The organism is Fodinicola feengrottensis, from assembly GCF_039530045.1.
Lineage (GTDB): Bacteria > Actinomycetota > Actinomycetes > Mycobacteriales > HKI-0501 > Fodinicola > Fodinicola feengrottensis.
Map to the genome: position 1 here is coordinate 20,362 of NZ_BAAANY010000037.1, position 26,439 is coordinate 46,800.

The 26,439-nt window shown below is 67.5% G+C and carries 23 protein-coding genes; 11 read left to right on the forward strand and 12 right to left on the reverse strand.

From position 1 onward, the window contains the following. Nucleotides 1-31: 31 nt before the first annotated feature. The 3 genes from ABD301_RS35155 to ABD301_RS35165 all read right to left on the reverse strand — a co-directional run bounded on the left by ABD301_RS35155 (nucleotide 32) and on the right by ABD301_RS35165 (nucleotide 2,331). A complete protein-coding gene (locus tag ABD301_RS35155; protein ID WP_163573351.1) occupies nucleotides 32-655 on the reverse strand; it encodes a GNAT family N-acetyltransferase in 624 nt (207 codons plus the stop codon). Then, the gene (locus ABD301_RS35160) at nucleotides 652-1,266 is read right to left on the reverse strand and encodes a pyridoxamine 5'-phosphate oxidase family protein (RefSeq protein ID WP_344314561.1); all 615 of its coding nucleotides are present in this window, start codon (nucleotides 1,264-1,266) and stop codon (nucleotides 652-654) included. Before ABD301_RS35160 ends, ABD301_RS35155 begins: the two co-directional genes overlap by 4 nt. 75 nt (nucleotides 1,267-1,341) lie before the next feature. After that, entirely contained in the window at nucleotides 1,342-2,331 is a 990-nt protein-coding gene (locus ABD301_RS35165) for a GlxA family transcriptional regulator (RefSeq protein ID WP_344314492.1), read from the reverse strand. A gap of 71 nt (nucleotides 2,332-2,402) precedes the next feature. Between ABD301_RS35165 and ABD301_RS35170 the strand changes: the two genes are divergently transcribed. Further along, nucleotides 2,403-3,350, forward strand: coding sequence for an NADP-dependent oxidoreductase (locus ABD301_RS35170; protein ID WP_344314493.1), 948 nt, complete (start codon nucleotides 2,403-2,405; stop codon nucleotides 3,348-3,350). 195 nt (nucleotides 3,351-3,545) lie between these two features. On the opposite strand, the gene ABD301_RS35175 is transcribed toward ABD301_RS35170, so the two are convergent. Beyond that, nucleotides 3,546-7,019 carry a phosphodiester glycosidase family protein gene (locus tag ABD301_RS35175; RefSeq protein ID WP_344314494.1) on the reverse strand — a complete coding sequence of 1,158 codons (3,474 nt, stop codon included), beginning with the start codon at nucleotides 7,017-7,019 and terminating at the stop codon, nucleotides 3,546-3,548. A 197-nt stretch (nucleotides 7,020-7,216) separates the two neighbouring features. Between ABD301_RS35175 and ABD301_RS35180 the strand changes: the two genes are divergently transcribed. After that, nucleotides 7,217-7,996, forward strand: coding sequence for a DUF899 domain-containing protein (locus tag ABD301_RS35180; protein ID WP_344314496.1), 780 nt, complete (start codon nucleotides 7,217-7,219; stop codon nucleotides 7,994-7,996). Here ABD301_RS35180 and ABD301_RS35185 read toward each other — a convergent pair whose 3' ends face one another. Genes ABD301_RS35185 through ABD301_RS35205 form a run of 5 tightly spaced genes read right to left on the reverse strand, consistent with a single transcriptional unit; the run spans nucleotide 7,997 to nucleotide 13,215 of the window. Continuing rightward, the gene (locus ABD301_RS35185) at nucleotides 7,997-8,917 is read right to left on the reverse strand and encodes an ABC transporter ATP-binding protein (protein WP_344314497.1); all 921 of its coding nucleotides are present in this window, start codon (nucleotides 8,915-8,917) and stop codon (nucleotides 7,997-7,999) included. Further along, the gene (locus ABD301_RS35190) at nucleotides 8,914-9,876 is read right to left on the reverse strand and encodes an ABC transporter ATP-binding protein (RefSeq protein ID WP_163573350.1); all 963 of its coding nucleotides are present in this window, start codon (nucleotides 9,874-9,876) and stop codon (nucleotides 8,914-8,916) included. Before ABD301_RS35190 ends, ABD301_RS35185 begins: the two co-directional genes overlap by 4 nt. Further along, nucleotides 9,873-10,727: an ABC transporter permease gene (locus ABD301_RS35195; RefSeq protein WP_163573349.1), complete on the reverse strand. Its 855-nt coding sequence runs from the start codon at nucleotides 10,725-10,727 to the stop codon at nucleotides 9,873-9,875. Before ABD301_RS35195 ends, ABD301_RS35190 begins: the two co-directional genes overlap by 4 nt. Continuing rightward, nucleotides 10,724-11,689 (reverse strand): ABC transporter permease, encoded by a 966-nt coding sequence (locus tag ABD301_RS35200; protein ID WP_344314498.1) that lies wholly within the window; start codon nucleotides 11,687-11,689, stop codon nucleotides 10,724-10,726. The genes ABD301_RS35195 and ABD301_RS35200 overlap by 4 nt, the downstream gene beginning before the upstream one ends. Then, nucleotides 11,686-13,215, reverse strand: coding sequence for an ABC transporter substrate-binding protein (locus tag ABD301_RS35205; protein ID WP_163573348.1), 1,530 nt, complete (start codon nucleotides 13,213-13,215; stop codon nucleotides 11,686-11,688). Before ABD301_RS35205 ends, ABD301_RS35200 begins: the two co-directional genes overlap by 4 nt. A 78-nt stretch (nucleotides 13,216-13,293) precedes the next feature. On the opposite strand from ABD301_RS35205, the gene ABD301_RS35210 reads away from it, so the two are divergent. From ABD301_RS35210 to ABD301_RS35230, 5 genes are all read left to right on the forward strand, one after another. Then, nucleotides 13,294-14,394, forward strand: coding sequence for a serine hydrolase domain-containing protein (locus ABD301_RS35210; RefSeq protein WP_344314499.1), 1,101 nt, complete (start codon nucleotides 13,294-13,296; stop codon nucleotides 14,392-14,394). Between the two features lie 101 nt (nucleotides 14,395-14,495). Then, nucleotides 14,496-16,556: an NPCBM/NEW2 domain-containing protein gene (locus ABD301_RS35215; protein WP_344314500.1), complete on the forward strand. Its 2,061-nt coding sequence runs from the start codon at nucleotides 14,496-14,498 to the stop codon at nucleotides 16,554-16,556. A 34-nt stretch (nucleotides 16,557-16,590) separates the two neighbouring features. Beyond that, complete coding sequence (locus ABD301_RS35220; RefSeq protein ID WP_344314501.1) at nucleotides 16,591-17,751, forward strand: anhydro-N-acetylmuramic acid kinase; 1,161 nt, start codon at nucleotides 16,591-16,593, stop codon at nucleotides 17,749-17,751. 8 nt (nucleotides 17,752-17,759) lie between these two features. Then, nucleotides 17,760-19,088 carry an aminotransferase class I/II-fold pyridoxal phosphate-dependent enzyme gene (locus tag ABD301_RS35225; RefSeq protein WP_344314502.1) on the forward strand — a complete coding sequence of 443 codons (1,329 nt, stop codon included), beginning with the start codon at nucleotides 17,760-17,762 and terminating at the stop codon, nucleotides 19,086-19,088. A gap of 25 nt (nucleotides 19,089-19,113) precedes the next feature. Next, the gene (locus tag ABD301_RS35230) at nucleotides 19,114-19,746 is read left to right on the forward strand and encodes a TetR/AcrR family transcriptional regulator (protein WP_163573346.1); all 633 of its coding nucleotides are present in this window, start codon (nucleotides 19,114-19,116) and stop codon (nucleotides 19,744-19,746) included. 8 nt (nucleotides 19,747-19,754) lie between these two features. Here the strand turns inward: ABD301_RS35230 and ABD301_RS35235 are convergent, their stop codons facing one another. The 3 genes from ABD301_RS35235 to ABD301_RS35245 form a co-directional block, all read right to left on the reverse strand. Beyond that, entirely contained in the window at nucleotides 19,755-20,165 is a 411-nt protein-coding gene (locus ABD301_RS35235) for a type II toxin-antitoxin system VapC family toxin (RefSeq protein ID WP_344314503.1), read from the reverse strand. After that, nucleotides 20,162-20,410, reverse strand: coding sequence for an antitoxin (locus tag ABD301_RS35240; RefSeq protein WP_344314504.1), 249 nt, complete (start codon nucleotides 20,408-20,410; stop codon nucleotides 20,162-20,164). The genes ABD301_RS35235 and ABD301_RS35240 overlap by 4 nt, the downstream gene beginning before the upstream one ends. A gap of 65 nt (nucleotides 20,411-20,475) precedes the next feature. Further along, on the reverse strand, nucleotides 20,476-21,363 hold the full coding sequence (locus tag ABD301_RS35245; RefSeq protein WP_344314505.1) for a LysR substrate-binding domain-containing protein: 888 nt from the start codon (nucleotides 21,361-21,363) through the stop codon (nucleotides 20,476-20,478). Nucleotides 21,364-21,437: 74 nt separating this feature from the next. On the opposite strand from ABD301_RS35245, the gene ABD301_RS35250 reads away from it, so the two are divergent. Genes ABD301_RS35250 through ABD301_RS35265 form a run of 4 tightly spaced genes read left to right on the forward strand, consistent with a single transcriptional unit; the run spans nucleotide 21,438 to nucleotide 26,322 of the window. Further along, nucleotides 21,438-22,760: an aspartate aminotransferase family protein gene (locus ABD301_RS35250; protein WP_344314506.1), complete on the forward strand. Its 1,323-nt coding sequence runs from the start codon at nucleotides 21,438-21,440 to the stop codon at nucleotides 22,758-22,760. Beyond that, nucleotides 22,757-24,217 carry a leucyl aminopeptidase gene (locus ABD301_RS35255; protein WP_344314507.1) on the forward strand — a complete coding sequence of 487 codons (1,461 nt, stop codon included), beginning with the start codon at nucleotides 22,757-22,759 and terminating at the stop codon, nucleotides 24,215-24,217. Before ABD301_RS35250 ends, ABD301_RS35255 begins: the two co-directional genes overlap by 4 nt. A 45-nt stretch (nucleotides 24,218-24,262) precedes the next feature. After that, nucleotides 24,263-24,802: a TetR/AcrR family transcriptional regulator gene (locus ABD301_RS35260; protein ID WP_344314508.1), complete on the forward strand. Its 540-nt coding sequence runs from the start codon at nucleotides 24,263-24,265 to the stop codon at nucleotides 24,800-24,802. Then, on the forward strand, nucleotides 24,799-26,322 hold the full coding sequence (locus ABD301_RS35265) for an MFS transporter (RefSeq protein WP_344314509.1): 1,524 nt from the start codon (nucleotides 24,799-24,801) through the stop codon (nucleotides 26,320-26,322). The genes ABD301_RS35260 and ABD301_RS35265 overlap by 4 nt, the downstream gene beginning before the upstream one ends. Nucleotides 26,323-26,439: the final 117 nt, after the last annotated feature.

The window sequence follows — 26,439 nt, forward strand, 5'->3', positions numbered from 1 at the left end:
CCGAGCTTAAACGGTCAATGCGGTTTAGTGATCATTTTTCGCCGCGATCGGTGAGCCGCCGGCGCACTTCGGGCCAGTCGTCGTCGGTCATCGCGAACTGCGCGGTGGTCCGCCAGGTGCCGTCTTTGCGCAGTTTGTGTTTGCGCAGCAGGCCTTCCGGCTGCGCGCCGAGACGGGCGATCGCCGCTCGTGAACGGGCGTTGAACTCGTCGGTGTGCCACACCACGCGTACCGCCCCGAGCTCGTCGAAGGCGCGGGTGAGCATCAGCAGTTTCGACTCGGTGTTCAGCGGCGTACGCCAGAACCGGCGGCCCAACCAGGTGTAGCCAATCGCGACCGTACGAGTGGTGGCGTTGATCTCGTAGAAAGAGGTCATGCCGGCGACGACTTCGGCGCCATCGCGCAGATCGACCTGCACGTACGGCACCCGGGTGCCGCGGTCCCACTGCGCCAGGATGTCGGTGATCTGCTCGGTCATCTCGTGCCGGCTGGTCGGTCGCGGCACCGACAGCCATTGGAACACCTCGTCGTGGTCCGCCGCGGCCAGCAAACCGTCGGCGTGCGCCGGCGACAACGCCTCTAGCCGTACGTGCTGGCCGGTCAGCGTTGGCGCGCTGACCCAGTCCGCGGCGGTCAGCTGCTCGGTGGTCGTCATCGGGTCGGCCTCCAGGTCAGGACGTGGTCAGGCACCGGCGCATCGGTCAGTTCCGGGGCGGGTTTGGGCTGGCCAGCGGTGGTTTTCAGGGGAATCACGCCGGCCCAGTGCGGCAGGCCCATGTCCTCGGGATCGTCGAAATCGGTCTTGTCCGCGCGTACCTTCGCCGCTGCCTCGGCCAGCGACAGCTCCAGCACCGCTGTCTTCGCGAGTTCCTGCGGGTTGGCGGGGCGGGAATGGTCGGCGCGGTGCGGGACGAGTTGGTTGATGAAGGCGTCCAGCGCGGCTTTCTCGCGCTCCACATCGGTGACCAGGCGAGCCCGGCCGTGCACGACGACCGAACGGAAGTTCACCGAGTGGTTGAAGGCCGAGCGAGCCAGCACGACGCCGTCGATCAGCGTCACCGCCACGCAAACCGACAGGCCTTCTTGGCCCGCTTCACGGCCCAGCAGACCGAGCCGACTGCCGGACGAGCCGTGCAGCAGCAGCGTGTCGCCGTCGCGAGCGTGCAGCGTGGGCAGGATCCGCGGCTCACCATCCAGCACGTACGAGACGTGACAGACCAGGGCCTCGTCGAGGATCGCGTAGACGGCCAGTTGCTCGTCAGTCATCCGTTCGCGGTAGCGCAGCGGAACCGTCCGCGTCGTCGTCTCCACCCTACCTCCATTGTACTAGTACAGTTTGCTTTATGTGCCACTACGATAACTGCCGGCCGTCTCGGTTGTCGACCGGGTTGTGAGGAACCTCCGCCGGTAGGCCATTGGTGAGACGCCCAGCGCCGTACGGAAGTGCAGCCGGAAGGAGGACGCCGCGCCGAACCCGGTCTGGTCGGCGACCTGATCCACCGCGAGGTCGCTGGTTTCCAGCAGTTGCCGCGCCCGCTCGATCCGCTGGGTGGTCAGCCAGTGCCCCGGCGTCACGCCCACCTCGTCGCGGAACCGGCGAGTGAACGTACGCACACTCATCCGGGCCCGGCTTGCCAAGGTGGACAGCGGCAGTGGCCGGTGAAGATTTTCCAACGCCCAGGCCCTTGCCGGCGCGGTGCTCGCGGTCGAGGGCGCTGGCATCGGCAGCTCGACGTACTGCGCCTGGCCACCGTCCCGCCACGGTGGCACCACACAGTTGCGGGCCGCCCGGTTCGCCACCGCGCCGCCGTGGTCCTGGCGGACGAGGTGCAGGCAGAGATCCACCCCGGCGGCGCCGCCAGCCGAGGTCAGCACGTCTCCATTGTCCACGTAGAGCGCCGCCGGCTCCACCTTGACCAGCGGAAACATCGCCTGGAAGTGGTCGGCCTCGGCCCAGTGCGTGGTTGCCTCCCGGCCGTCCAGCAGGCCCGCGGCGGCCAGCACATATGCGGCCGTACAGATCGACACGATCCGGGTTCCCGGCGCGATGCTGGCCAACGCGGCCGCGAGACGTGGCTGGTTGGTCCTGCTTGGCGGGGTGTGAAAGGGCGCGATAATAACGGTGTTCGCGCTGGTCAGGGCGGTTGCGTCCAGATCGGTGCCGATGGTGTAGCCAGCGTCGCTGGTCACCGGCTGGCCATCCAGAGTGCAGGTCACCACCTCGTAAAGCGGTTCGCCGCCAGGACCGGTGGCGGCGCCGAAAATGCGCGATGGGATGCCGAGCTCGAACGGGATCACGGCCTCAAGGGCCAGGACGGCGACGCGATGCATGGCCTGATCTTGTCACATACTGACTATCTGGCCACTGTTCCTGGTCGCTCGTCTGCCGGGAAGATCGGTGAATGCAAACGACAACGATGATGCGGGCGGTCCGGTGCAAGGCGTGGGGCGGCCCCGACGTGCTGGAGCTGATCGAAACCGCACGGCCCGAGCCGGGCCTGGCCGAGGTGCTCGTACGGGTGCATGCCACCAGCGTCAACCCGACCGACTGGAAGTCCCGGATGGCCGGAGGCGGCATTACCGGCGAGCCGCCCATCCTCGGTTACGACGTGTCCGGAGTAGTCGAGGTCGCCGGGCCGGGCGTGACGCTTTTCCAGCCGGGGGACGAAATTTTCGGCATGCCAAGGTTCCCGCAGCAGGCCAGCACGTACGCTGAATATGTCACCGCGCCGGCCCGTCATTTCACCCGCAAACCCGCCAGCCTCGATCATTTACACGCCGCCGCGCTGCCGCTCGCTGGCCTGACCGCGTGGCAGGCGTTGACCGAGACGGCGGACGTACGTCCCGGCCAACGAGTGCTGATCCATGCCGCCGCCGGCGGCGTCGGTCATCTGGCCGTACAGATCGCCAAAGCCCGCGGCGCCTATGTCATCGGCACGGCCAGTGAAGCCAAGCACGCATTTCTGCGCGGGCTTGGCGCGGACGAGCTGATCGACTATCGCCAGCAGGATTTCGCTGAGGCCGTCAAGGAAATCGACGTCGTCTTGGACACCATCGGTGGCGACTATTTCGACCGCTCCCTGAAAGTGTTGCGCCCAGGCGGTTTCCTGATCTCGCTGACGGAATTGATCGAGCCGGACCGGATCGCGGCAGCGGCCTCGCTAGGGATAAGCGCAGGTTTCACCCTCGTCGAAGCTGACTACGCCGGCATGAAAGCGCTCGCGGGGCTCGTGGACGCCGGCCAGTTGCGGGTCGAGATTGACTCGGTGTTCCCGCTCGCGGAAGCCGCCGCCGCTCACCGCCACGGCGAAACCGGCCGCACCACCGGCAAAATCGTGCTCGCTGTCTAGAACGGTGGTTCGGCTGGCCAGCTTGTTGGTTTTTCGGGTGGGGCGGCCCTGATATACCTGTTCGAATGACCGAATTTCGTTGGGGTAGCTAACTAAAACAGCCCCACCGGCGGCACCTGGGGGCCGGTGCTGGGTCGGCCGGGGCGAGCGCCGCTGAATTGCGACACCCGCCGAACGACACCAGCACCGGGTGAATCAACCGGTCACGATGAGAATGCAGGTGCTGGAGACGCCGCCGGTAGTAAGGGTGATGGTGGCGGTTCCGGGTCGGTGTGCGGTGACTTGGCCGGTACGTCGGTCGATGGTGGCCACTCGGGGATCTGAGGTGGTCCAGGAGCGGGAAACTGGATCCGCGATCGGTACGGACAATGCGGCGGCGTCGTTTCCGGTGACAGTTGTTCCGGTGCCGGACAGTGTCTCACTTTCGCCCCGCGTAAGCGATGTTTTGGGAGCGATCATCGAAACACTTGCCAACACAGGCTGGACGGCGAACTGTACGGTGCCGTCGGAGAGAATGTGGAAAAGGCCGTAGTGATAGAAGCCACCCTGGTCCGTGGACGCGTACGGGGGAGAGCCGGCGTCGGCGACCACGAAGTTCGGTAGGCCGTCGGCGACGTTGTTGCCGGCGGCGTCGAAGAGGTTTTCGGCGAATCCGCGGGAATGCCCGAAGAACAGGATTGTGTGAACTCCCGGATGCGTCTTTTGGTAGCGGATCAGCAGTTCCTCGTACATTCGCGCTTCCCAGCGGTCACTGAACTGGCTGTCGGCGCGGGGATGCGGATCGTACGCGGGCGCGTGTGTCGCGACGATCGCGACTTTCGAGCGGTTGGCGGTCAACTGATCGACCAGCCACTGGTATTGCGACTCGTCGGTGTCGACGTTCTGGTACGGGTCAGAACCGAGAATACCGATGTGGCTGGAATCGGTGACGATGACGTTCGCGGGTCCCACTGGGTACGAGTAGTGGGTGGCGCCGAAAACGCTGGCGAAGTTGCCGTTCTCCGGGTTCGCGCCCTGGGTGATCTCGTGGTTTCCCGGTGCGTCACGGTAAGGCGTATTGAGGCCAGCCAACAGGGAGTTCGCATAGTTCAGGTTCTCTGGCGTGCCACTGTCGGGCATGTCGCCGAGCGCTTGGACCTGCTGCGGTCTGGCATTCGCTGGCAGCGAACCAAAAGCGCTGCCGATGTTCCGCATGACCGTTGGGCCGGTCGCGTTCGGGGAGGCGGCTGTCACGTGGGCGTCGTCCATCGCGGCGACGGTTGTCCCGCCGCGCCGGAAGGAATCGACGTCGGTGAACTGCAGCCAACTCGGGTTCTTCGGGATCGCGGTGTATTGCACTGGCTTGGGCGGTCGCGGTGAGTAGAGTGCCTGCAGGCCAGAGAACCACACGTCACCGGTGAGGTTCGGCCCCGGTTTGATGACGACCAGCGCCAGGTAGTTGATCCGCAGGGGAAACTGCAGGCCCTGCGGAAGAGTGGCGACGACATATTGCCAGCCGTCGAAGGTGACGCCTGTCGGGTAGAAGCTGGTCGGTTGGTTGCTGGCCTGCCAGATGCCGACGTTGAGGCTGACAATGCCCGGATCCAGCGCTTTTCCGGGGCGGCTGGCCAAATCGCTGTTGCCCTTGACCCAGACGCCCAACCCGATCGGTGCCTGCGAGCCGTTCAGCAGTGCGACCTGCTCGCTTTCTGGATCGTTGAGATACATGTCCAGGTCGAAGGTCTTGCTCACGTTCGGGTAGTTGTAATGCACTTTCATCGCGCCGGCGTCGGACGGGGTCCGTTTCGCTGTCGGGTCAAACGAAAGCGAACCATCCGATGTGGACGTGCCACCAGGGCTGGGTACGTGCCGGGGATAGACGTTCATGTACGCGTCGCTGACCGACCATTTCGAGGCATCGGTGAGCGGGTCGACCGGGACCGAGGTCTGTCCGACCGCGACGCTCACGGTCGCGGTCTGGGTGCCGGCCCGCGCGGTGACGGTGGCCAGCCCGCCGCCGGAGGCGGCGGCGGTGAAGGTGCCGTCGGCGGCGACGGTTCCCAGCGCGGGCGGCGACACGGTCCACGAGACAGCGGAATCGGGGAGGGCCGCGGGTTTACCGCGCGCGGTGCCGGAAATGGTGAGTTTCTGGGTCTGCCCATTGCCGAGATCGACCTGTGTGGGCGTGGCGGACAGCGTGCTGAGCTTGTCGACCACTTCGAACGGTACGACGGAAAGGGCGCGGCCGGCGCGCACGGTCACGACGCCGCTGCCGGTGTGTCCAGCCGTGACGATCTTGTCACCTCGTACGGATCCCAGCGAGGGTGGGAAAACTGCCAGCTGTACAGGCTCGCGGGCCGGATTGTCGGCGGAGTCCGTGGCGTACGCGGGCACGTCCAACGTCGAATGAGTCAGCGCTGTCAACGGTTTGCCGCCATTGACCACGGTGTGTGTCGCAGGGCCGGGCTGTTTGCTCGTACTGTAAAGGAAAAGTCCGTTGGCCACCGGCCGTTCGTGGCCGTCGGAAGGTACGTTCAGTACGGAGGTTGTGGTTTGTCCGGGCAGCCGGCCCACCATCTGGGTGGAGCCGCCGGAGTCGAAGAGAATCGCGTTGTACGCGCCATGCTGGATCAGCCAGCCGGCAAGCTGAGGCTCGGTGAGTCCCTGCGCGACCCCTTCGGCCTGGTGTCCGTCAAAAGCAGCGAAAATCGCTTTCTTGCCGTCCTTCGTGACGCCGACCGCGGTGACCGGGTTGTTGATGTTGTTTTCGCCCGGGCCCTGCAACGGCACCGCCCGCTCGCCGTCCTTGACCAGGATCGCGCCGCCGCTGACGGCCTGCCGGAGATCGTTGTCCGGCCCGACTTTCTCAGCGATGGCCAGCCGATCGCCGAGGTGCGCGTTGGCGGTCAGCCAGGTGCCTGCGTCGCCGGTGCCGACCAGTTCCTCGGTGCCGGCCGGAAGTTGGGCCAGGTCGGTCACCTTCGGGGTGATCGAGGTGATGACCAGCGCGGCGCCCTCACGCTTGCCGCTGACCACAGTGGACGATGGGATCGGCGAGGGCGTACCAAGATAGGACGTGACTCGTACGAGCGCACCGGTGGTGGAAAGATCGTTGACAGTGTTGACAGAAGTGATCGGATGACTGGCCGCGCCGGCGGTGACGGTGCCGGCGTAGGTGGCCGGCCCGATCCCGATCGAGCCGTTGTCGCGGACCATCAGGTTCCATGGCCGGCTGGCGTTCGGGCTTTTCACCAGTTGGCCGTCGATGACGACCATTCCCTCCGGCCGGCCGGAACCGTAGATCTCGAAAAAGTCGCTGTTGACGCCGGCGATCGCGCCGGTCCGGTCGGCCATCGAGGTGGGCACCTCGTCGGCGGTGTCGGTGAGGTGGTCGTGCGACTCGACCACGCCGAGCCGGAGGTTCGGGTCGGTGAGGTCCACATCCATCACCTGTGCGCGCTGGGCGCCGCCGGCCGTGTCGAGGTGGTCCGACCACTGCTGGACCCCGCGCGTGAGCGTCTGCTTAGCGCTGGTCTGCTCGTCGACCACCAGCGGCCAAGTCGCCGGTGTGGGCGGCAGCCACCTGGCTAGACCTGGGCTGGCGGACGCTCCGGGCGTACCAACCAAACCCGCGATGACCAGCGAACATGCCACGAAACCCGCTCCCAGAGCGGTCAGCCGACCTGCCACCGAACTGCCTTCTTTCGCGTAAACGCTTTACGACACGTGTCGAGTCGACGAAATCATCCTTCGATGACGGCCCGGAGACAACCCCGCGAACGGCCGATGACCAGCCTGGTGTCCGGATGTGGCAGCGCGATGTAGAGAACCGCCGGCTCGCGCCGATCCCTTTGTGTACCTACTCCCACGAACCGAGGAGAGAAACGATGAGCCTGCCGGAGATCGTGTCGCGCGAAGAGTGGCTGGTCGCTCGCCGAGAGTTGCTGGCGAAGGAAAAGGAGGTCACCCGCATCCGCGACGAGCTGAGCGCGGAGCGTCGCCGGATGCCGATGGTAAGGGTCGACAAGCCGTACGTTTTCCAGAGCCGAAAGGGACCGGTCAGCCTGCTCGACTTGTTCGAGGGCCGGGGTCAGCTGATTCTGCACCATTTCATGTGGAATTTCGCAGTGGATGAGGACGGCAACGAGACTCCGCGGGACGTGGGCTGCCCCAGTTGTTCGGGCGCGGCCGACAACATCGGCAACCTGACTCATCTGCATGCCCGTGATGTCACGCTGGCCGCGGTCTCGCGCGGGCCGCTGGCGAAAATCGTCCCGTTCCATGACCGAATGGGCTGGGCGTTTCCTTGGTATTCCTCGGAAGGCAGCGACTTCAACTACGACTTCCAGGCCACTGTCGACGACCGGGTCGGGCCAGTGCTGCTGAACTTTCGTGACGAGGACGAGCTCGCGGCGGCCGGCTATCCCTGGTCGCCGCCGCGGCGAGGAGACTACCCGGGCCTGAGTGTCTTCCTTCGTGACGAAGAGAAAATCTTCCATACGTACTCTACTTTCGCTCGTGGCCTCGAACAACCCGGCGGTACGCACTACTATCTCGACCTGACCGCGCTCGGGCGCCAGGAAGCGTGGGAAAAGCCGGAAGGCCGGGCCACCGCGCTCGGAGCCAAGGCGGGCAGCGCCGAGGTGCGCTTTCACGACGAATACTGATCAGCGGTTGACGACGTGACAGGCGACCGGATGATCGGCGGCTTTCGCGAGCAGTTCCGGTTCGTCCGTACGACAGCGATCTTCGACGAGCGGGCAGCGCGGATGGAAACGGCAGCCCGATGGCACCGCGGTCGGATCCGGTACGTCACCGGCCAGCACCTTCGCGGGTCGGCGGCTGGTTGGATCCGGCTGCGGGATGGCCGCGCGAAGGCATTGCGCGTACGGGTGCGCCGGCGCGTCGGACACCTGCTGCCAGCCGCCGATTTCCACGATCTGGCCGAGATACATCACCGCGATCCGGTCGCAGAGGTGCCGGACCATCCCGAGATCGTGCGAAATGAAGACGTACGTGAGACCGAGATCGGTACGCAGCCGGGAAAGCAGGTTCATCACCTCGGCTCGTACGGACACGTCCAGCGCCGAGACCGGTTCGTCCAGCACGAGAATTTCGGGATTTACCGCCAAAGCGCGGGCGATGCCTACTCGTTGTCGCTGTCCGCCGGATAGCTCGGGTGGGTAGCGGCCGGCCAGCCCGGCCGCGAGGCCGACCGTCTCCAACAGCTCGCCGACCGGAGTTTTCATGCCGTGCACGGAAAGAACCTCGGCCAGCGCGCTGCCGACGGTCAGTCGCGGGTTGAGAGACGAGTACGGATCCTGGAAAACCAGCTGGATCCGTCGCCGGACTTGACGCAGCGCACGGCCACCCAGGGTGGTGACGTCCTCGCCGCCGAGCCGGACCGTGCCGGCGGTCGGGTTCTCCAGTCGCACGAGCAACCGCGCGGTGGTCGACTTTCCGCACCCTGACTCGCCCACCAGGCCGAGCGCCTCACCTTTGCCGACCTGGAACGAAATGCCGTCCACCGCGCGTACGGGCGCACCGCGGCCGCGGTAGTGCTTGACCAGACCTTCGACTTCGATCATGACCACCGCTCCGGGAGAACCAGGCAGGCCGCTTCGTGAGCGGCCGCAACGGAATCCAGCGGCGGGTCGACGACCGAACAACGGTCCTCGGCGTGCTCGCAGCGCGGCTGGAAAGGGCAGCCGGCGGGCAGTGCGGCCAGATCTGGGGGAACGCCGCCAATCTGTGGCAGGGGTGGACGCTCGATGCCGGTAGCAGGCGGGATCGAGGCCAGCAGGGCGGCCGTGTACGGGTGCCGTGGCGACTCGAAGAGGTCCACAGTGGACGCCGACTCGACGATCCGGCCGGCGTACATCACCAACACCCGATCGGCGAGTTGGGCCAGCACCGCGAGATCGTGGGTGATCCACAGCACCCCCAGCGAATGGGTTCGGCGCAGATCGTCGACCAACGCGAGAATCTGTTGCTGGACGGTGACATCCAGCGCGGTCGTCGGTTCGTCGGCGATGAGCACGGCCGGTCGCATCGCGAGTGCACCGGCGATCATCATCCGCTGGCGCTGGCCGCCGGAGAGCTGATGCGGATATCGCCGGGCCATCACGGCGGGCTGCGGCAGCCGCACTTCGGCGATCGCCTCGAGCGTACGTTCACGTGCTTGCGTACGGGAAACTCCGTGCGCGCGCAGGCCTTCGGAAATCTGCGCTCCGACGGTCATCAGCGGGTTCAGCGCGGTCATCGGATCCTGGTAGATCATCGCGATCCCGGCTCCGCGAGCGGCCCGCCGACGCCGCTCGGACAGCTCCAGCAGGTTTTCGTTGCCCAGGAACACCTTCCCGCCAGTGACCTCGGCGGCGGCCGGCAGCAGGCCGGCGACGGACAGTGCGGTGAGCGTCTTGCCGGAGCCGCTTTCGCCGACCAGGCCAACGATTTCGCCGGGTTCGACGGTGAACGACACGTCTCGTACGACGGCGGTGCCGGTCTTCAGCACGGTCCGCAGTTCCTCGACCCGCAGCCCGGTCATCGGCTCGCTCCGCGCAGGCCGTCGGCGAGCAGGTTCAAGCCGACCACGGCGACCACGATCGCGGCCGCTGGGAAGGCGAGCGTCCACCACGCCTCGGTGAGCAGGTTGCGGGCGTCGTTGACCATCAGACCCAGAGACGGGTCCGGAGGTTGTGCGCCGAGGCCCAGGAAAGACAGCGCCGACTCGGTGAGGATTCCCCACGACAGCGCCAAGGCCGTTTGTACGCCCAAAGGCGCGCTGACGTTTGGGAGGATGTGCCGGAACAGGATGCGAGCGGGGGAGAAGCCGAGTGCTCGCGCTGCCTGCACATAGTCCGATTCCCGGACGGCCAGCACTGGACCGCGGGCCACTCGGACGAAAATCGGGACGTAGACGACCGAAATCGCGATCGCGGTGTTCGTCCAGCCGTGTCCGAGCGCGGCCACCAGGGCCAGCGCCAGCAGAATCGCCGGGAAAGCGAAGAGAATGTCGGTCAGCCGGCCGATGATCGCGTCCAGCAGGCCACCGGCGAAACCGGCCAGGATGCCCAGAAAGCCGCCCACGACGGCGGCGATCGCCACCGCCAGCACCGAAACTCGCAACGACGCGAAGATGCCGCCGAAGGTCCGGGCCGCGATGTCCCGGCCGAACTGGTCGGTGCCGAACCAGTGGGCCGCGGACGGCGGCCGCAGGCGTGCCGCCGACTGGGCGATCGGATCGTACGGCAGCAGCCCGAAAGCGGCCGCCAGCCCGACCAACAGCACCAGCCCGACCAGCACACAGCCGATCCGGCCACTGCGGTCCGTCCACAGTCGACGCACGATCAGCTGGCCGGACGAGCGGACCGCGGTGGTGACCAGCGCGGCCGTCATGAGGTGCCCAGTCGGGTACGTGGATCGAGCAGCCGATAGGCGAGGTCGACGCCGAAGTTGACCAGCACGAATGCCGTCGCTACCAGCAAAGTCGTGCCCTGTACGATCGCGTAGTCCTGTTGCAGAATGCCGTTCAACAGCAGCCTTCCCAGGCCTGGTAAGGCAAAGATCTGCTCGACGATCACGGTCCCGCCAAGCAGATAGCCGAACTGGATGCCGACCATGGTGACGATCGGGATGCCGGCGTTGGGCAGGATGTGTCGGAACCGAATCCGCTGGCCGGCGAGCCCTTTTCCCTTTGCCGTACGCACAAAGTCCGCGCCGGCCGCTTCCAGGTAGGCCGACCGGGTGGTTCGCATGATGTTCGCGGCCAGCCCGACCGCGAGCACGAGCGCCGGATAGAGCAGTTGGCTGAGGTTGCCGCCGATGGAGGTGGTCAACGGGACATATGTGCCGGGATCCGGGAAGTACGCGAAAACCGCGGCCAGCGCGGCGACACACAGCGAGGCCAGCACGAACTCCGGCAGCGCGAGCCCGAGCAGTCCGGCGCCCTGCACCGAAAGATCGCGAAGCCGGCCGGGCCGGCCGGCGGCCAGCATTCCGGCCAACACGCCGATCGGGGTGGCGATCAGCATCGCCAGGACGGCCAGCTCGACGGTGACCGGCAGCGCGCCAGCGACCAAGGTGGACACTGGCGTGCCGGTGTCCAGCGAGACGCCCAGGTTTCCGGTCAGGACACCGCCGAGCCAGCTGAAGAACTGCAGCGGCAGCGGCCGGTCCAGACCGTAGAAATGCCGCAACGCGGCCAGCTGGCCAGCGTCCAGGTTAGCTGACTCGGTGCCCAGCTTCGCCGTGATGGTGTCCCCGGGCAATGCCCGGAGCACCACGAAAACCACCACCGCGACACCCAGCAGGGTGACGACCGTACCGAGCAGCCGCCCACCCAAATAACGCAAACTCATGCCTTGGTATCCCTCAAATACAGCAGAGACTCCGTCGGCAGCGGCTTGAAACCAGTGACGCCCTTGGTGGTCAGGTAATAGACCTGGTTGCGCAGCAGCCAGACCCATGGTGAGTCGGTCAGCAGGGTTTGCTGCAACTGACCGAAAATCTGCTTGCGAGCCGCCAGGTCGGTGGCCGCGTTGCCTTGGGTGAGCAACTGGTCGAGCTTGGCATCGGTCAGCCCGGCCGGCACTTTCAGGCTGCCGTCGGTGGTGAAATACCGTCCATATTGCAGGTACGGATCGACGCTGCCGCCATTGAGCGCGACCGCCGCGTCAAAGTTCGCCTTGGTCCAGTTCGGTACGTAGACGTTCGTCTGCTGCCGGTCGATGTCGAGCTTGACCCCGATCGCGCCGAGCTGCGACTGCAGCACCTGCGCGATGTTCGTCGAGGTCGAGTATTCGCCGGTTTCCACGATGGTGTGCAGGGTGAAGCCGTTCGGGTTTCCGGATGCGGCCAGCAGTTGTTTGGCCGCGTTCACATCGCCCGGCTTGCAGGGCAAGCCGGCGGTCGCGTCGTACGGGTAGGCCGGGCTGGTGATCGGGCCGGTCACCGTGGCGTGTCCAAAGTAGACGGACGCGGCCAGCTGTGGGCGGTCGACCGCACACGCGATCGCCTGCCGTGCCTTGACATTCGCGAGTGGTCCGCGCCGGCCGTTGAGCTGCAGGACGTGGTACGACAAAGTCGGTTCGTTGACGACCGTGACATTCCCGCCGGTGCTGACCTGGCGGGCCACCGCCGGGTCGGAAACCAGGCCGAAGTCGAAACTGTGCGCCTTCATACCGGAGACGATGGACGCCTCGTCCGGGATCACCCGGAATTCCAGGCCGCCGTTTTTCGGCTTCCCGCCCCAGTAAGCGGAGTTCGCGGTGAGGTCCAACCGCTGGTTCTGCTGCCATTTCCCCCACGCGTACGGGCCAGTGCCGTTCGGTTTGCGCGCGACCGTACCGGCCTTGATGTCTTTCTCCGCGAGGATGGACGCACCGACATAGGTCAGCGCTGTCAGCAGCGAGGTGTCCGGATGCTGAAGCGTCAGCACGACAGAAGTGGAGCTGGGCGCGGCGACGGAGGTGATGACCTTCAGGTACGACCGGACCACCGAGCTGGTCTTGGGGTCGAGGTCGCGTTCCAGCGTGGCCTTCACGTCGCTCGCGGTGAACGGCGTGCCGTCATGAAATTTCACCCCGGACCGCAGGGCGAAGGTGACCGTGGCACCTTTCTCCTGCCAACTGGTCGCCAGGCCTGGGGCGAGGTTGCCGGTGTCGTCGCTGGTCAGCAGTGTGTCGTAGACCAGTCCGAGGGTCTGTACGGTCTGGAAGGCGGTGGCCCGGGCGGGGTCGAGTTGGTCGATGTCGCCGGTCCGGGCGATCGTCAGCATGCCCTGGCTGGTCGCGTCGCCGCTGGGATTGGGGCTGCAGGCGGCCAGCCCACCGGTCGCCACCACGGTAGCCGCGAGGGCCGCCAGCCAAGTCCGGGAAAGTCGCACGTGCCGCCTCCTGATCGTTGCGCTGTGCACGACGGTAATTCTTGTCAGACCAAGAACCAACCTGGAGACTTTTCTACCGTGACGAACGAACGGGCTGACCAGCTGGTGGCGCCTTCCGCGGGAGTGTTGCGAATCGCCAGTCGTACGGCCGATCTGACGGCTCGCGCGATCGGTGTCCGGCAGTCGTACGACCTGCGCGATGGCCAGTTGTGGCCGGTGTCGGACCCGGTCGCGGTGACCGGTGAAGAACTCTTCGATCTCGCGTCGGTGACCAAAGTGGCGGCGACGACCGCGGTGCTGATGAGCCTGGTCGACGCCGGCGAGGTGGCTCTCGACGTGCCGGCGCGGGAGTGGCTGCCGGCGTACGACAGCACCGCGACCGTGCGCGACATGCTGCAGCACCAGTCTGGGCTGGCCGAGTGGGTACCGACGTACGCGGATCCACGCCCCCTCACTCAGCGTTATCCGGTACGCGCTGGGCGCCATTATTCCGACCTGGGATTCATGCTACTGGCTGACCTCGCCACGGCCGCCACTGGTACGCCTTTCCAGCAACTGGCCGCTGAACGCGTGTTCCAGCCGCTGGGCATGACCGGTGCCCATTTCCGGCCGGGCGGTCGTGGTCTGGATGGCCCGATCGTGGCGACCACGCACGGTGACTGGATCGAGCGGACCATGGTCGCGACTGGTCAGCCCTATCCGGTGGAGGTCGAGCCGGACGCGTTCCGCGGTTGGCGGGCGTATACGCTCGTTGGCGAGGTGGGCGACGGCAACGCCTGGCACGCCCGCGGCGGGATCGCCGGACATGCCGGCCTGTTCGCCAGCGCCGACGATCTGGTGGCGCTCGGTCGCGGAGTGCTGGCCTCGCTGGCCGGTGAAGGCCTCTGGTCACCGTCCACTGTGGACGATTTCCTGACGGCCAGCCCGGATCCTGAACAGGCTGCCGGTTTTCGGCTCTGGCCGGTCGAAGGCGCGGCTGGGCATGGCGGTTTCACCGGCACCGGGTTCGCGGTTTTCCCCGCCATCGAGCGGGTGGCGGTGCTGTTGACGAATCGTACGCACACGCCGATCGGCACCCAGGCCAGGGTGGCGCGGGCCTGGGCCGACATCTTGGCCGAAGTGGGTGCTGGCGGTGCCGCGGCGGAGGCCGCGCTTTGGGACTGGTACGCACGGACTTGAGCTGATTTTCGTCCCGTTGCGGACGAAGCCTTGCGCCTTGCGTTCGAATCGGAGTACAACACCGAGGCTCTGGGCCGTACCCCCTCGACGAGGAGTCCCCGATGAGACGTGCCCTTTTCGCCCTGATTCTGCTCGCGGCCGTGCTGGTCGGAGTGACCCCAGCCGCCGCGGCGACCCCAGTGGCGCCAGCCGCGGCGCCACCGATGGGTTGGAACAGCTGGAACAACTTCGGCTGCAACATCAACGAAAACATCATCAAGGCGGCGGCGGACCAGATTGTCGCGAACGGTTTGGATCAGGTGGGCTACCAGTACGTCAACATCGACGACTGCTGGATGGCGTCCACCCGCGACTCGGCCGGCAACCTGCGCGCCGATCCGGTCAAGTTTCCGTCCGGGATCAAGGCGGTGGCCGACTATGTGCACGGAAAGGGCCTCAAACTCGGGATTTATTCCTCCGCTGGGACGGCCACCTGCCAGGGCCTGCCGGCGAGCCTCGGGCACGAAACCGCCGACGCGAACAGTTTCGCCGCCTGGGGCGTGGATTACCTGAAATACGACAACTGCAACAACCAGGGACAGCCAGCCCTGCAACGATATCTGGCGATGGGCAACGCGCTGAAGGCCACCGGTCGGCCGATTTTCTACAGCCTGTGCAACTGGGGCCAGGAAAATCCGTGGCTGTTCGGGCCGGCGACCGGCGGGAACATGTGGCGTACGACCGGAGACATCACCAACAACTGGGGCAGCGTGACCTCGCTGCTCGACCAGCAGGCCGGCCTGGAGCTGTTCTCGCATCCCGGCGCCTGGAACGACCCGGACATGTTGGAGGTGGGCCGCGCCGGCCTGACCGACACCGAGGCGCGCTCACACTTTTCGTTGTGGGCGTTGATGAACGCGCCGCTGATCCTGGGCAACGACCTCACCTCGATGTCGGCCGCCACCAAGGCGACCATCGCCAACCCGGACGTGATCGCAGTGGACCAGGACTGGGGTGGCTCGCAGGGCCGCCGGGTCCGCGATCTCGGGGACACGCAGGTCTGGGCGAAACCGATGTCGGACGGCTCGGTGACCGCCGTGCTTTTCAACCGCTCCGGCGCGACCGCGACGATTTCCACGACTGCCGCCGAAATCGGCATCGGTGGGTCCACTTCGTACGCGCTGAAGGACCTGTGGTCGGGCGCCACCTCGACCTCCACAGGCGCGATCTCGGCGAGCGTTCCGTCCCATGGCGTGGCGATGTTCCGGGTCGGCCGGGCCGGTACGACCGCCGCAGCGCTCGCCGCCGGCACGTACCAGGTCTCCGCGATGACCTGGCTGACCTCGTCAAACGGCTGGGGTCCGGTGGAGCGCGACAAGTCCAACGGCGAGCAGGCCGCCGGTGACGGCCGCGGCCTGTCGATTGGCGGCACCGCGTACGCGCATGGGCTCGGCGTCCACGCGGACTCCGCGGTCAACGTGTGGCTGGGCGGCTCCTGCACGCGTTTCTCGGCGAATGTTGGCATTGACGACGAAGTGGGCAGCGGCAAGGGGTTGGTGCGGTTCGCGGTCTACGGCGACGGCCGGCTGCTGGCGTATTCGGACGTGAAGTCCGGCGGCCAGCCGGCGACCGCGTTGACCGTGCCCATCGCTGGGGTCCAGGCGTTGGAGCTGCGGGTGACGGACGCCCGGAACGGCATCGACTACGACCACTCGGACTGGGCGGAACCGCAGGTGACGTGCTCGGCGGTGAGTACGGGTGCGTACGTCAGCGACAAGGCGTGGACGTCGTCGACCAACGCCTGGGGGCCGGCTGAGCGTGACCAGTCCAACGGCGAGCAACCGGCCGGTGACGGCGGGGTCATCACGGTCGCCGGCGTCTCGTACCCGAAGGGCATCGGCGCGCACGGCCCGAGCGACATCGCTTTCGTCGCGAGCGGGTGCCACCGGCTGGTCGCGGTCGGCGGCGTCGACGCTGAGGTCGGCGCACATGGCACGGTGACGTTCTCGGTGGTCGGCGACTCGACGACGCTCTACACCAGTCCCACGGTCACTCCTGGCACCCCGGTCACCATCGACGTGGACATCACCGGCCGCTCGCAGGTGCACCTCGTCGTCGGCAACACCGCGGACGGCATGGACTATGACCACGCGGACTGGGCGAGCGCGAGCCTGGTCTGCTGACATGCTGTCGAAGAGATTTTGATGGGGGTGCGCGGTGCGGGTGGTGGGTCTGATGTCCGGTACGTCGTACGACGGAATCGACGTGGCGGTGGCCGAGCTCGAGTTCCTTGACGGCGACATCGCGATGACGCCGCTCGGAGCGCAGATGGTGCCCTACGACGCTGAGCTCACCGACCGGATCGGCGCGTTGTTGCCGCCGAACCAGACCACCATCGAGCGGGTCTGCCAGTTGGACACGCTGCTTGGTCGGGCGTACGGGGAGGCGGCGGCGCTGGCGGTCCGGGCGTACGGCGGTGACCTGGTGGTTTCGCACGGCCAGACGGTCTTTCACTGGATCGACGACGGCCGCGCGCAAGGGTCGTTGCAGCTGGGGCGGCCGGCTTGGATCGCCGCCCGTACCGGCCTGCCGGTGGTGTCCGACCTGCGGTCGGCGGACATCGCAGCCGGCGGTCAGGGTGCCCCGCTCGTACCAGCGTTCGACGTGCTGCTGCTGGGCGTCGACCGGCCGCGGGCGGCGCTGAATCTCGGCGGTATCGCGAACGCGACGGTGATCGACCGCTTCGCGCACGTGCTCGGCTACGACCTCGGCCCGGCGAACGCGTTGACCGACCTGGCCGCCCGGCGGTTTTTCGGGACTCCGTATGACATCGATGGGGCGTACGCGGCCGCTGGCAAGGTCGACGACGAGTTCTTGCAGGTGTTGCTCGCCGAGCCGTACTACCGCCGGGAGCCGCCCAAGTCGACCGGCAAGGAACTCTTCCACGCCGGCTATCTCGAACGTTTCCGGCCCGCCGGCCTTTCCGGGGAGGACGTGCTGGCCACCCTCACCGAGCTGACCGCACGGGTGGTCGCCGCCGAGCTGGACCGGCACGGCGTCACCGAGGTGCTGGCGTCCGGCGGTGGCGTCCGCAATCCGGTGTTGATGCGTAGGCTGGGGGAGCTGACCAGCGCTTCTGTCGGCACCATCGACGCGCTCGGCGTGCCGTCGGACGCGAAGGAGGCCTATGCCTTCGCCGTGCTGGGGTTCCTGTCGTGGCACGGACTGCCGGGCGCGGTGCCGTCGGTGACCGGCGCTCGCGAGGCCCGGATTCTCGGCTCGTACACACCTGGGGCCGGGCCGCTCAGACTGCCGGCGCCGGCCGTCGGCACCCCGCGCCACCTGCGGATCCAGCCCGAAATTCGTACAGGTACATAATTGGCTTTGTGCCGACACCATTCGCTTTCAGCGGGTCCACGTCGACCGGGATCGCCAGCGCCATCGAGGCCGGCGTGCGGTCCGGCGAACTCGCGCCCGGCGACCAACTGCCGGCGGTGCGTACGCTCGCCGTCCACCTTACGGTCAGCCCTGGCACCGTCGCCGCCGCGTACCGGATGCTCCGGCAGCGGGGCGTGGTCGAGACCGGTGGCCGGCGCGGCACCCAGGTGCGGGCGGCCCCGACGGTCACCGCCCGACTGAACCTGCGGCTGCCGGTGCCGGTCGGCGCCCGCGACCTGTCCAGCGGCAGCCCGGACCCCCGCCTGCTGCCCCGGCTCGGCCCGCATTTGCGCAGGTTGGAGCCCGAGCCGGTGCTCTACGGCGGGGAGGTCTCGCCCATCGAACCGCTGGAGGCGATGGCCCGTGACCGCCTCGCCGCGTACGGCATCGACCCGCCCTCGCTGACCGTGACCAGCGGCGCGATGGACGGCATCGAACGCGTACTGGCCGCCCACCTGCGCCCCGGCGACCAGGTGGCGATCGAGGACCCGGGCTGGGCGAACATGCTGGACCTGCTGACGTCGATGGGCCTGACCGCTGAGCCGGTACGCGTCGACGACGACGGTCCGATGCCCGACTCCGTCGAGGCCGCCATCCGCCGCGGCGCACGCGCGCTAGTAGTGACGACCCGCGCGCAGAACCCGACCGGCGCCAGCATTTCGGCCGCCCGCGCGAAGGTGCTGCGAGCCGCCCTCGCCGAGCACCCCGCGGTCATCGTGATCGACGACGACCACATCGGCGAACTGGCCAGCACCGAGTTCCACCCGCTCGCCGGCACCACCGCGAACTGGGCGATCGCCCAGTCCGTTTCCAAGGCTTATGGACCCGACCTACGCTGCGCGATCCTCACCGGCGACGACGAGACCATCTCCCGGGTCGAAGGCCGCCACGGCCTGTCCGCCCGCTGGGTCTCCACCGTGCTGCAGTCCGTGTTGGTCTCGTTGTGGTCCGACCCCGAGGTGGCCGCGCTGGTCCGCCGCGCCCGCCACTCGTACGACCTCCGCCGTACGACCCTCGTCGAGGCCCTCGCCGAGCGCGGTGTCGGCGCTTATGGCAAGTCAGGCCTGAACGTCTGGATCCCCGTCCCCGACGAGACATCGGTCTGCGCGCGTCTTCTGGACGCCGGCTGGGTGGTCGCGCCGGGCCGGATGTATCGCGTCACCAGTGAACCGGCCATCCGCATCACCCTCAGCCCGCTGGACCTCGCCGAGCTCCCCAGCCTCGCCACCTCGGTCGCCGCCGCTCTCCACCCCAGAGCCCGCTCCTACGCCGTCTGACCGCTGGTCTGGGAGGCTTATCGGCATGAGTGACACCAAGCAGCGGTTGCTGGACGGGGCGATGGCCGCGCTGCGCGAGCACGGCATTGCCGGCGTCTCGGCCCGTACGATCGCCGCCGCCGCCGGAGTCAACCAGGCGCTGGTCTTCTACCACTACGGAAGCGTCGACGAGCTGCTCGCGGCCGCCAGCGTCGCCGCCGCCAGAGCGCGCGTTGACGACTATTCGGACCGGTTCGCCGCCGCTGGGTCGATGCGGGAGCTGCTGGACATCGGCCGGGTGATGTTCACCGACGAGCGCAAGCTCGGCAACGTGTCGGTGTTGGCGCAACTGCTGGCCGGTGCCCAAAGCGACCCGAAGCTCGTCGAGCCGGTCGCCGCCGCGCTGCGAATGTGGACCGTCGAGATCGAGTCGGTCGTACGCCGGCAGATCGCCGGCTCACCGCTGGCCGAAGTCGCCGACGTGGCCGGCCTCGCGAACGCCGTCAGCGCCGCCTTCATCGGCCTGGAACTGCTCGGCGGCGTCGACGATGCGGCGGCCCGCGGCGCCATCGCCGCCCTCGACCAACTGGCCATCCTCATCGACGTTTTCGACGACCTGGGCCCCATCGCCCGCCGCGCCGTCCGCGCCCGCATTACCCGGGTCACCAAGAGCCCCTGACCCCTTGGTCAGGTGCTCCAGTCTTCCCACCGCAGCTTCTTGACCCTGCTGAACTCTCCGACGTTGCCGGTGACGAACACCGCGCCGAGCCGAACGGCCTGGGCTGGGAGGAGCACGTCGTACGGGCCGATGGGTGAACCGGTCGCGTTGAGTTCGGCTCGCAAGGCACCTGCTATTTCGGCGTCCTCTTCGGTAAACGGTTCGATTTCAACGTCACCGGCGAGAAACAGGCGAACCTGTTCGGCGTTCTCTCGTTGCCTCGCGCTTCGCGCGACGCCGTACCAGAGCTCGAAAATCACTACGGAGGAAACAGCAACCTCGGTGCCGCTGTCGATGGCATCGCGGAGGCGCTCCCTGATGGACACCGGTTTGTTCCGGATCACGCCAACGACTGTGTTGGTGTCCAGGAGGTAACTCACTCGAAAATGTCCGTGTCGGGAGGCATTGGTGGCTGCTGCCGTCCATCCTCCATGAACGGCACGTCGGCGAACCGATCGAGTTCGGCAAACCAGGCGTCGACACTGGAGGCGATGGGTTCCAGCAGGATTCCCGCCGCGACCCGTCGCACCCGTACGCGGTCGCCGTCGACTCTGAATTGTTTGGGAAGCCGGACTGCTTGGCTCCGGCCGTGCATGAACACCTTGGCCACCGAGGTTTCGGACATCAACCCTCCGAGATTGATAGATATCAAAAGTGTACATCACGTATCGGTTGGTGGACGGGCGGCCGTTAAGGCTCCCTGACCCCCGCGGCGCGGGCGGCCGAGAGAGCGACGGCTAGGTGTGGCGGCGGGGAGGCCTGCAGCCAAGCCAGTTGGACGGTGGAGTGCGGCGCCTCGTGCAGTGGGCGAAAGGTGACGCCTTTGCGGCCCAGGTCAGCAAAGGACGCGGGTTGCGGGGAGACGCCGATGCCGGCGCTGACCAGGCCGAGCTGGGTTTCGATGTCGGCGCCTTCCATCGCCGTGCGGGGGACGAAGCCGGCCCGGGCGCAGTAGTCCATGACCTGGTCGTGAAAGAGAGGGCTGGTCGTACGCGGCCACAAAACGAACCGCTCATCGCGCAGGTCCGCGGCGGACAGCACGCTTTTGGCAGCCAGTCGATGGCGGGCGGGGAGCGCGAGAACCATCGGTTCGCAGAACAGGTCCGCCAACACGATGCCGCTGGCCGGACCGGCCGCCCGTACCACGGCGAGGTCTATTTCGTTGGCACGTAAGGCAACCAGCTGCACCGGAGTGTCCAGCTGGGTGACTCGCACGGCGAGTCCGGGCAGCGCGTCGAGCAGACCGCGGACCAGCTTGGGCGTCACGCTGTTCAGCGCCGCGCCGATGGAACCGATCCGCAGCTGGCCCGCGCCGCCGGCGGCCACCGACCGGCAGTGCGTCACGGCCCGTTCCAGATCGGCCAGCACTCGGCGCGCCTCGGTGACAAACACCTCGCCGGCCGCCGTGAGGCGGACCTGCCGGCTGGTGCGCGTGAAGAGCGTCACCCCGACCTGCTGCTCCAGCCGGCGGATCTGGTGGCTGAGTGCGGGCTGCGTCAGCCCAAGACGCTCGGCCGCGTGCCCGAAATGCAGCCGTTGGGCGGTCTCCAGGAACGAGGTGAGCAGGTCAGTGTCCATCGATGAATCATATCGATCAAAAGATCAGATTGTTTCATTGGACTAATCAGTCTGCCATCTTTAGCGTTTGGGACATGAGTTCTTCGCAGTGGTTGAAACGCGACCGTGAGGTCGTCGCCCAGTCTCCGTACGCACCTCCGCTGGTCTTGGAACGCGGCCGCGGCTGCGAGTTGTGGGACGTCGACGGCCGGCGATTCCTCGACTTCGAGGCCGGGCAGTTCTGCATGAACACCGGCCATTCACACCCGTCGGTGACCGAGGCGATCAGCCGGCAGGCGACTGTCCTCATGCAGATCGGCAACCGGTTCACCACTCCGGCCCGGATCCAGCTCGCCGAGCGGCTGGCCGCGCTCGCCCCCGACCCACTCGGGGTGACTTTCTTCTGCAGCACCGGTTCGGAGGCGAACGAGACCGCGCTGCGGATCGCCAAGCTGGTCACCGGACGGTTCGAGGTGGTGGCGCTGGCCCGCGGCTACCACGGTCGTACGGCCTCGGCCTACGGCCTGTCCTCCGCCACCCGGCGGATGCGGCGGGGCGCCGGACCTCAAATGCCGGGCATCGTCCACATCGACACCCCGTACGCGTACCGGTGCCCGTTCGCCTGCGGCACCTGCGACCAGCGGTGCTGGCGACACTCGGTGGAGATGATCGACCGAGCCAGCTCCGGCGAACCCGCCGCCGTCATCGTGGAATTCATCCAGGGCGCTGGCGGCATCATCCCGGTCCCGGCCGACTGGGCCCGCGAGGTTCGCCGGTTCTGCGACGAGCGAGGCGCCCTGCTGATCGCTGATGAGGCCTTGACCGGCCTGGGCCGGACCGGTCGCTGGTTTGCTTTCGAGCACACCGAGGTCGTACCGGACATCGTCGTCACCTCGAAGGCGCTCGGCGGTGGGGTGCCAGCGGCGGCGGTGATCACCAGCAGGGAAATCGCCGCGGCCGCTCTGGCAAAAGGGTTCGTGCAGTCCGCCTCCCACCAGGGTGACCCTTTCCAGTGCGCGGTCGCACTCGCCAACCTCGACGTGATGGAAACCGAGGACCTGCCCGGAAACGCCGAACGGATGGGGCGGCGGTTAATGGATGGGCTGCGTGAGCTGACGGCCCGGCACCGACTCGCCGGCGACGCTCGCGGCATCGGACTGATCGCCGGTCTGGAGATCGTGGACAGCGACAAGGATGGGGGCGGCGAGACTCCCGAACTGGCCGCCGCTGTTTCGGTGGCCTGCCTGGAGCGGGGCCTGATCGTCGGCGGCCTGCGACCCGGCATCCGGGAAGGCAACACCCTGCGACTCGCGCCGCCGCTCACGGTGTCCGCCCAGGAGATCGACGAGGCTTTGACGATCCTGGACTCCGCGCTGACCGACGTGGCTGCTGCTTCGATGGCGGGAGCGCGGCAGTGACCAAGCTGTTGGTGGGTACGTCAGCGGACGTCGACGCGCTCGCCGTCGGGGTGTACGCCGGTGCCGTACCGGCGGCCGGATCAGAGCCGGCGGACCAGCCGTGCGGTGGTCGGCTGTGTCACCTGCTTGAGATTCTGGGCGCCACGGGAGCACCCGGCGAGGTCACCCTGGTTCCCGCCGATGCCGCCAGCCCCGTCCCGTTGGTCGTTGCCGTTGGCCTGGGCGATCCGCCCACCGAGCCGGAAACCCTGCGGCGAGCGGCCGGTGCGGCCGTACGAGCACTGGCCGGCCGCGGTCGCGTTGGGCTCAGCCTGCTGGCCGCGTCAGCCACCGCGTACGACGTGCAGGCGGTCGCCGAAGGCGCGTTGCTTGGCGCGTACCAATTCGACCGCTATCGGCAGCCGTCGGCCCGGTCGCGGCCGGTGCGCGAAGTCGTCCTGCTCGTGCCCGGTAACCACGAACCGGCGGTTGCCCGAGCGAGTCTGCTCGCCGCCGCGGTGAATCAGGCCAGGGACTGGGTGAACACGCCACCCAACGACCTCGACCCGGGCTCCTTCGCCGACCTCGCGCTCGCCACCGCCGAGGAAGCCGGCCTGACCGGCAGCGTCCTCGACGAGACCGACCTCGCCGACGGCGGGTACGGCGGCATCGTCGCGGTCGGCGCCGGGTCGACCCGGCCGCCCCGGCTGGTGCGGCTCCGCTGGTCCGGTGCGGACCCGGTCCGGTCGATCGCCCTGATCGGCAAAGGGATCACGTACGACTCCGGCGGCCTGACCCTCAAGTCGCGGGACGGCCTGCTGGAGCAGAAAAAGGACATGGTCGGCGCCGCGACCGTCCTCGCGACCGTCACGGTGGCGGCGGCACTGCGCCTTCCGCTCGACATCACCGCATACCTGCCACTCGCCGAAAACATGGTCGGCGGTGCCTCCTACCGGCCAGGCGACATCCTCGCCATGCGCAACGGCCTCCACGTCGAAGTACGCAACACGGACGCCGAGGGCCGGCTGGTGCTGGCCGACGCCGTCGCACGCGCCTGCGAAGACGCGCCTGACCAGGTGCTCACCGTCGCGAGCCTGACCGGTGCCCAACGCATCGCGCTGGGTCGACGCACCGCCGGCGCGATGGGACACCACCACGTCACCGACGCCCTCGCCGCCGCTGGCCGCCACGCCGGGGAGCCGATCTGGCCGATGCCAAGACCAGAGGAGATCGCGGCACAACTGGAATCACCTGTCGCGGACCTCGCGAACTGGAATCCGGACACCTCCGGCGGCATGCTCCGCGGCGCCGAGTTCCTGTCCCGATTCATCCCGCCGAGCATCCCGTGGGCACATCTCGACATCGCCGGCCCCTCGTACAACTCCGGCTCTCCGTACGGACACATCCCCACCGGAGCCACTGGCACCACTATCCGCGCACTCGTCCATTTCCTGGAGAGCCAGAGCAATCGGCACTAGCGCCCTCGCGAGACAGAAATGTCTCAGGTGATAGTGTTAAGTCTCGTGACGATTGATCGGGACGCGGTGTTGATGGCGGCGGCGGGGTTGCTCGTACGCAATGCCGGGGCGTCGATGGCGGAGGTGGCGCGGGCCGCTGGCATCAGTCGGGCGAGCCTGCATCGGTTGGTGGACGGGCGCGGGGCGTTGGTACGGGAGTTGGCGGAGCTGAGCCTTCGCCGCGGCAAGGCGGCGCTGGAGGTCGCCGAGCCGGCGCGGGGCGATGCGCGGGAGGCGCTGAAACGGGTGATCGTCGAGCTCGTACCGGTCGCGGACCTGTTCAACCTGCTTTATCGCGAGCAGTCGATCGATGAGGTGTATGCGCAGGGTGCCGAGTTGGACCAGGTGATCACCGAGCTTTTCCAACGCGGTCAACGCGAGGGCGTGTTTCGGGTGGATCTGTCCGCGATGTGGATGACCGAGGCGTTCTACTCGCTGCTCGGCGGTGCCGCGCAGGCCGCGCAGCAGGGCCGGCTGGCCAGCCGGGACGTGGGACTGGTGACGGAACAGACGTTGTTAGCTGGAGTAGGGGAGAACGAACGATGACGGCGGCTCGCCGCTGGACCGCGTTGGGCGTGCTCACGCTCGCGGTCCTGCTGATCTCGATCGACGCGACTGTGCTGGGGCTCGCGCTGCCGCACCTCACCGAGGACCTGCGCCCTACCGCCACCGAGGTGCTGTGGATTGGCGACGCGTATTCCTTCGTGCTCGCCGGTCTGCTGGTCACGATGGGCACCCTCGGCGACCGGATCGGCCGCAAGAAGCTGCTGCTGATCGGGGCCGTCGGCTTCGGCCTCGCATCCATCCCGGCCGCGTACGCACCGACCGCCGGCGTTCTCATCGCCGCCCGGGTGCTGCTCGGGGTGGCCGGTGCGACCCTGATGCCGTCGACGCTTTCGTTGATACGCAACATCTTTACCGACCCGAAGCAGCGGTCGCTGGCGATTGGCATCTGGGGCTCGGCGGCCTCGGCCGGCGCGGCCGTCGGCCCGCTGGTGGGTGGGCTGCTGCTCGACCACTTCTGGTGGGGCTCGGTGTTCCTGATCAACATCCCGGTGATGGTGCTGCTGGTGGTGATCGGCGCGAAGGTGCTGCCGGAGTCCCGCGACCCGCATCCGGGCCGGTGGGACCTGCCCAGCGTCGGGCTGTCCATGGTCGGCGTGGTCGGTGTCGTTTACGCGATCAAGGAAATCGCCGCGTACGGGCCGGCGCAGCCGTTCGCGTGGATCGCTGGAGTCGCCGGAGCGGTCGCCTTGGTCTTGTTCGGCCGGCGACAGAAACAGCTCGAGTCGCCGCTGGTGGACCTGCGGCTCTTCGCGAACGCGCGGTTCTCCGGCGCGGTGCTCGCCGACCTGCTGACCATCGTCGGCCTGACCGCGGTGGCGTTCTTCGTGTCCCAGTTTTTCCAGCTGGTCCAGGGATATTCGCCACTGCAGGCGGGCCTGCGGGAAATCCCGGCGGTGGCGGCCGCCGCGGTGGGAGCGCTGTGCGCCGGCCGGCTGGCTGCCGCGCTGTCCCCACGGGTCGTGGTGCCGGCCGCGCTGGCGATGGTCGGGCTGGGCCTCGCTGGCATCGTCGTACTCACCGCCAACACGCCTTACCTGCAGATCGCTGTGATCATGGTGGTGCTCGGGCTGGGCGCTGGCGTGTCCACCACAGTGACCGCGGACCTGATCCTGAGCAGTGTTCGCAAGGAGAAGGCCGGCGCCGCGTCGGCGGTCTCGGAGATGGCGTACGAGCTGGGTACGGCTCTGGGGATCGCCCTGTTGGGAACGATCCTCACGGCTGTTTACCGCGCACAAATCGTCGTACCGGCTGGTGCTGACCCGATCACCGCCGGTGACTCGGTCGGCGGAGCGTTGTCAGAGGCCGCGCACCTGCCAGCCGCGATGGGCGCGGCGTTGGCCGCCTCCGCTCGTACGGCGTTCGTCAGCGGGTTGCAGTTGGCGGCCGGGTTCGGCGCGGTGTTGTTGCTGGTAGCGGCGGTGGCGGCGTGGTTCATGCTGGGCCGGCCGGGGCAGGAATCGGTGGACGAGCCGGAGCTGGCTGAGATCACCGAGCGGTGATGTTGATTTTTGTCGGTTTCCGCCGATAATTGTCGGTCCTTGCGGGGTTGGTGACTCTCACGGTAGTCAAGACACCAGAAGCAAACTCTTTACAACGTTGTCGCCATACGTCAGAGT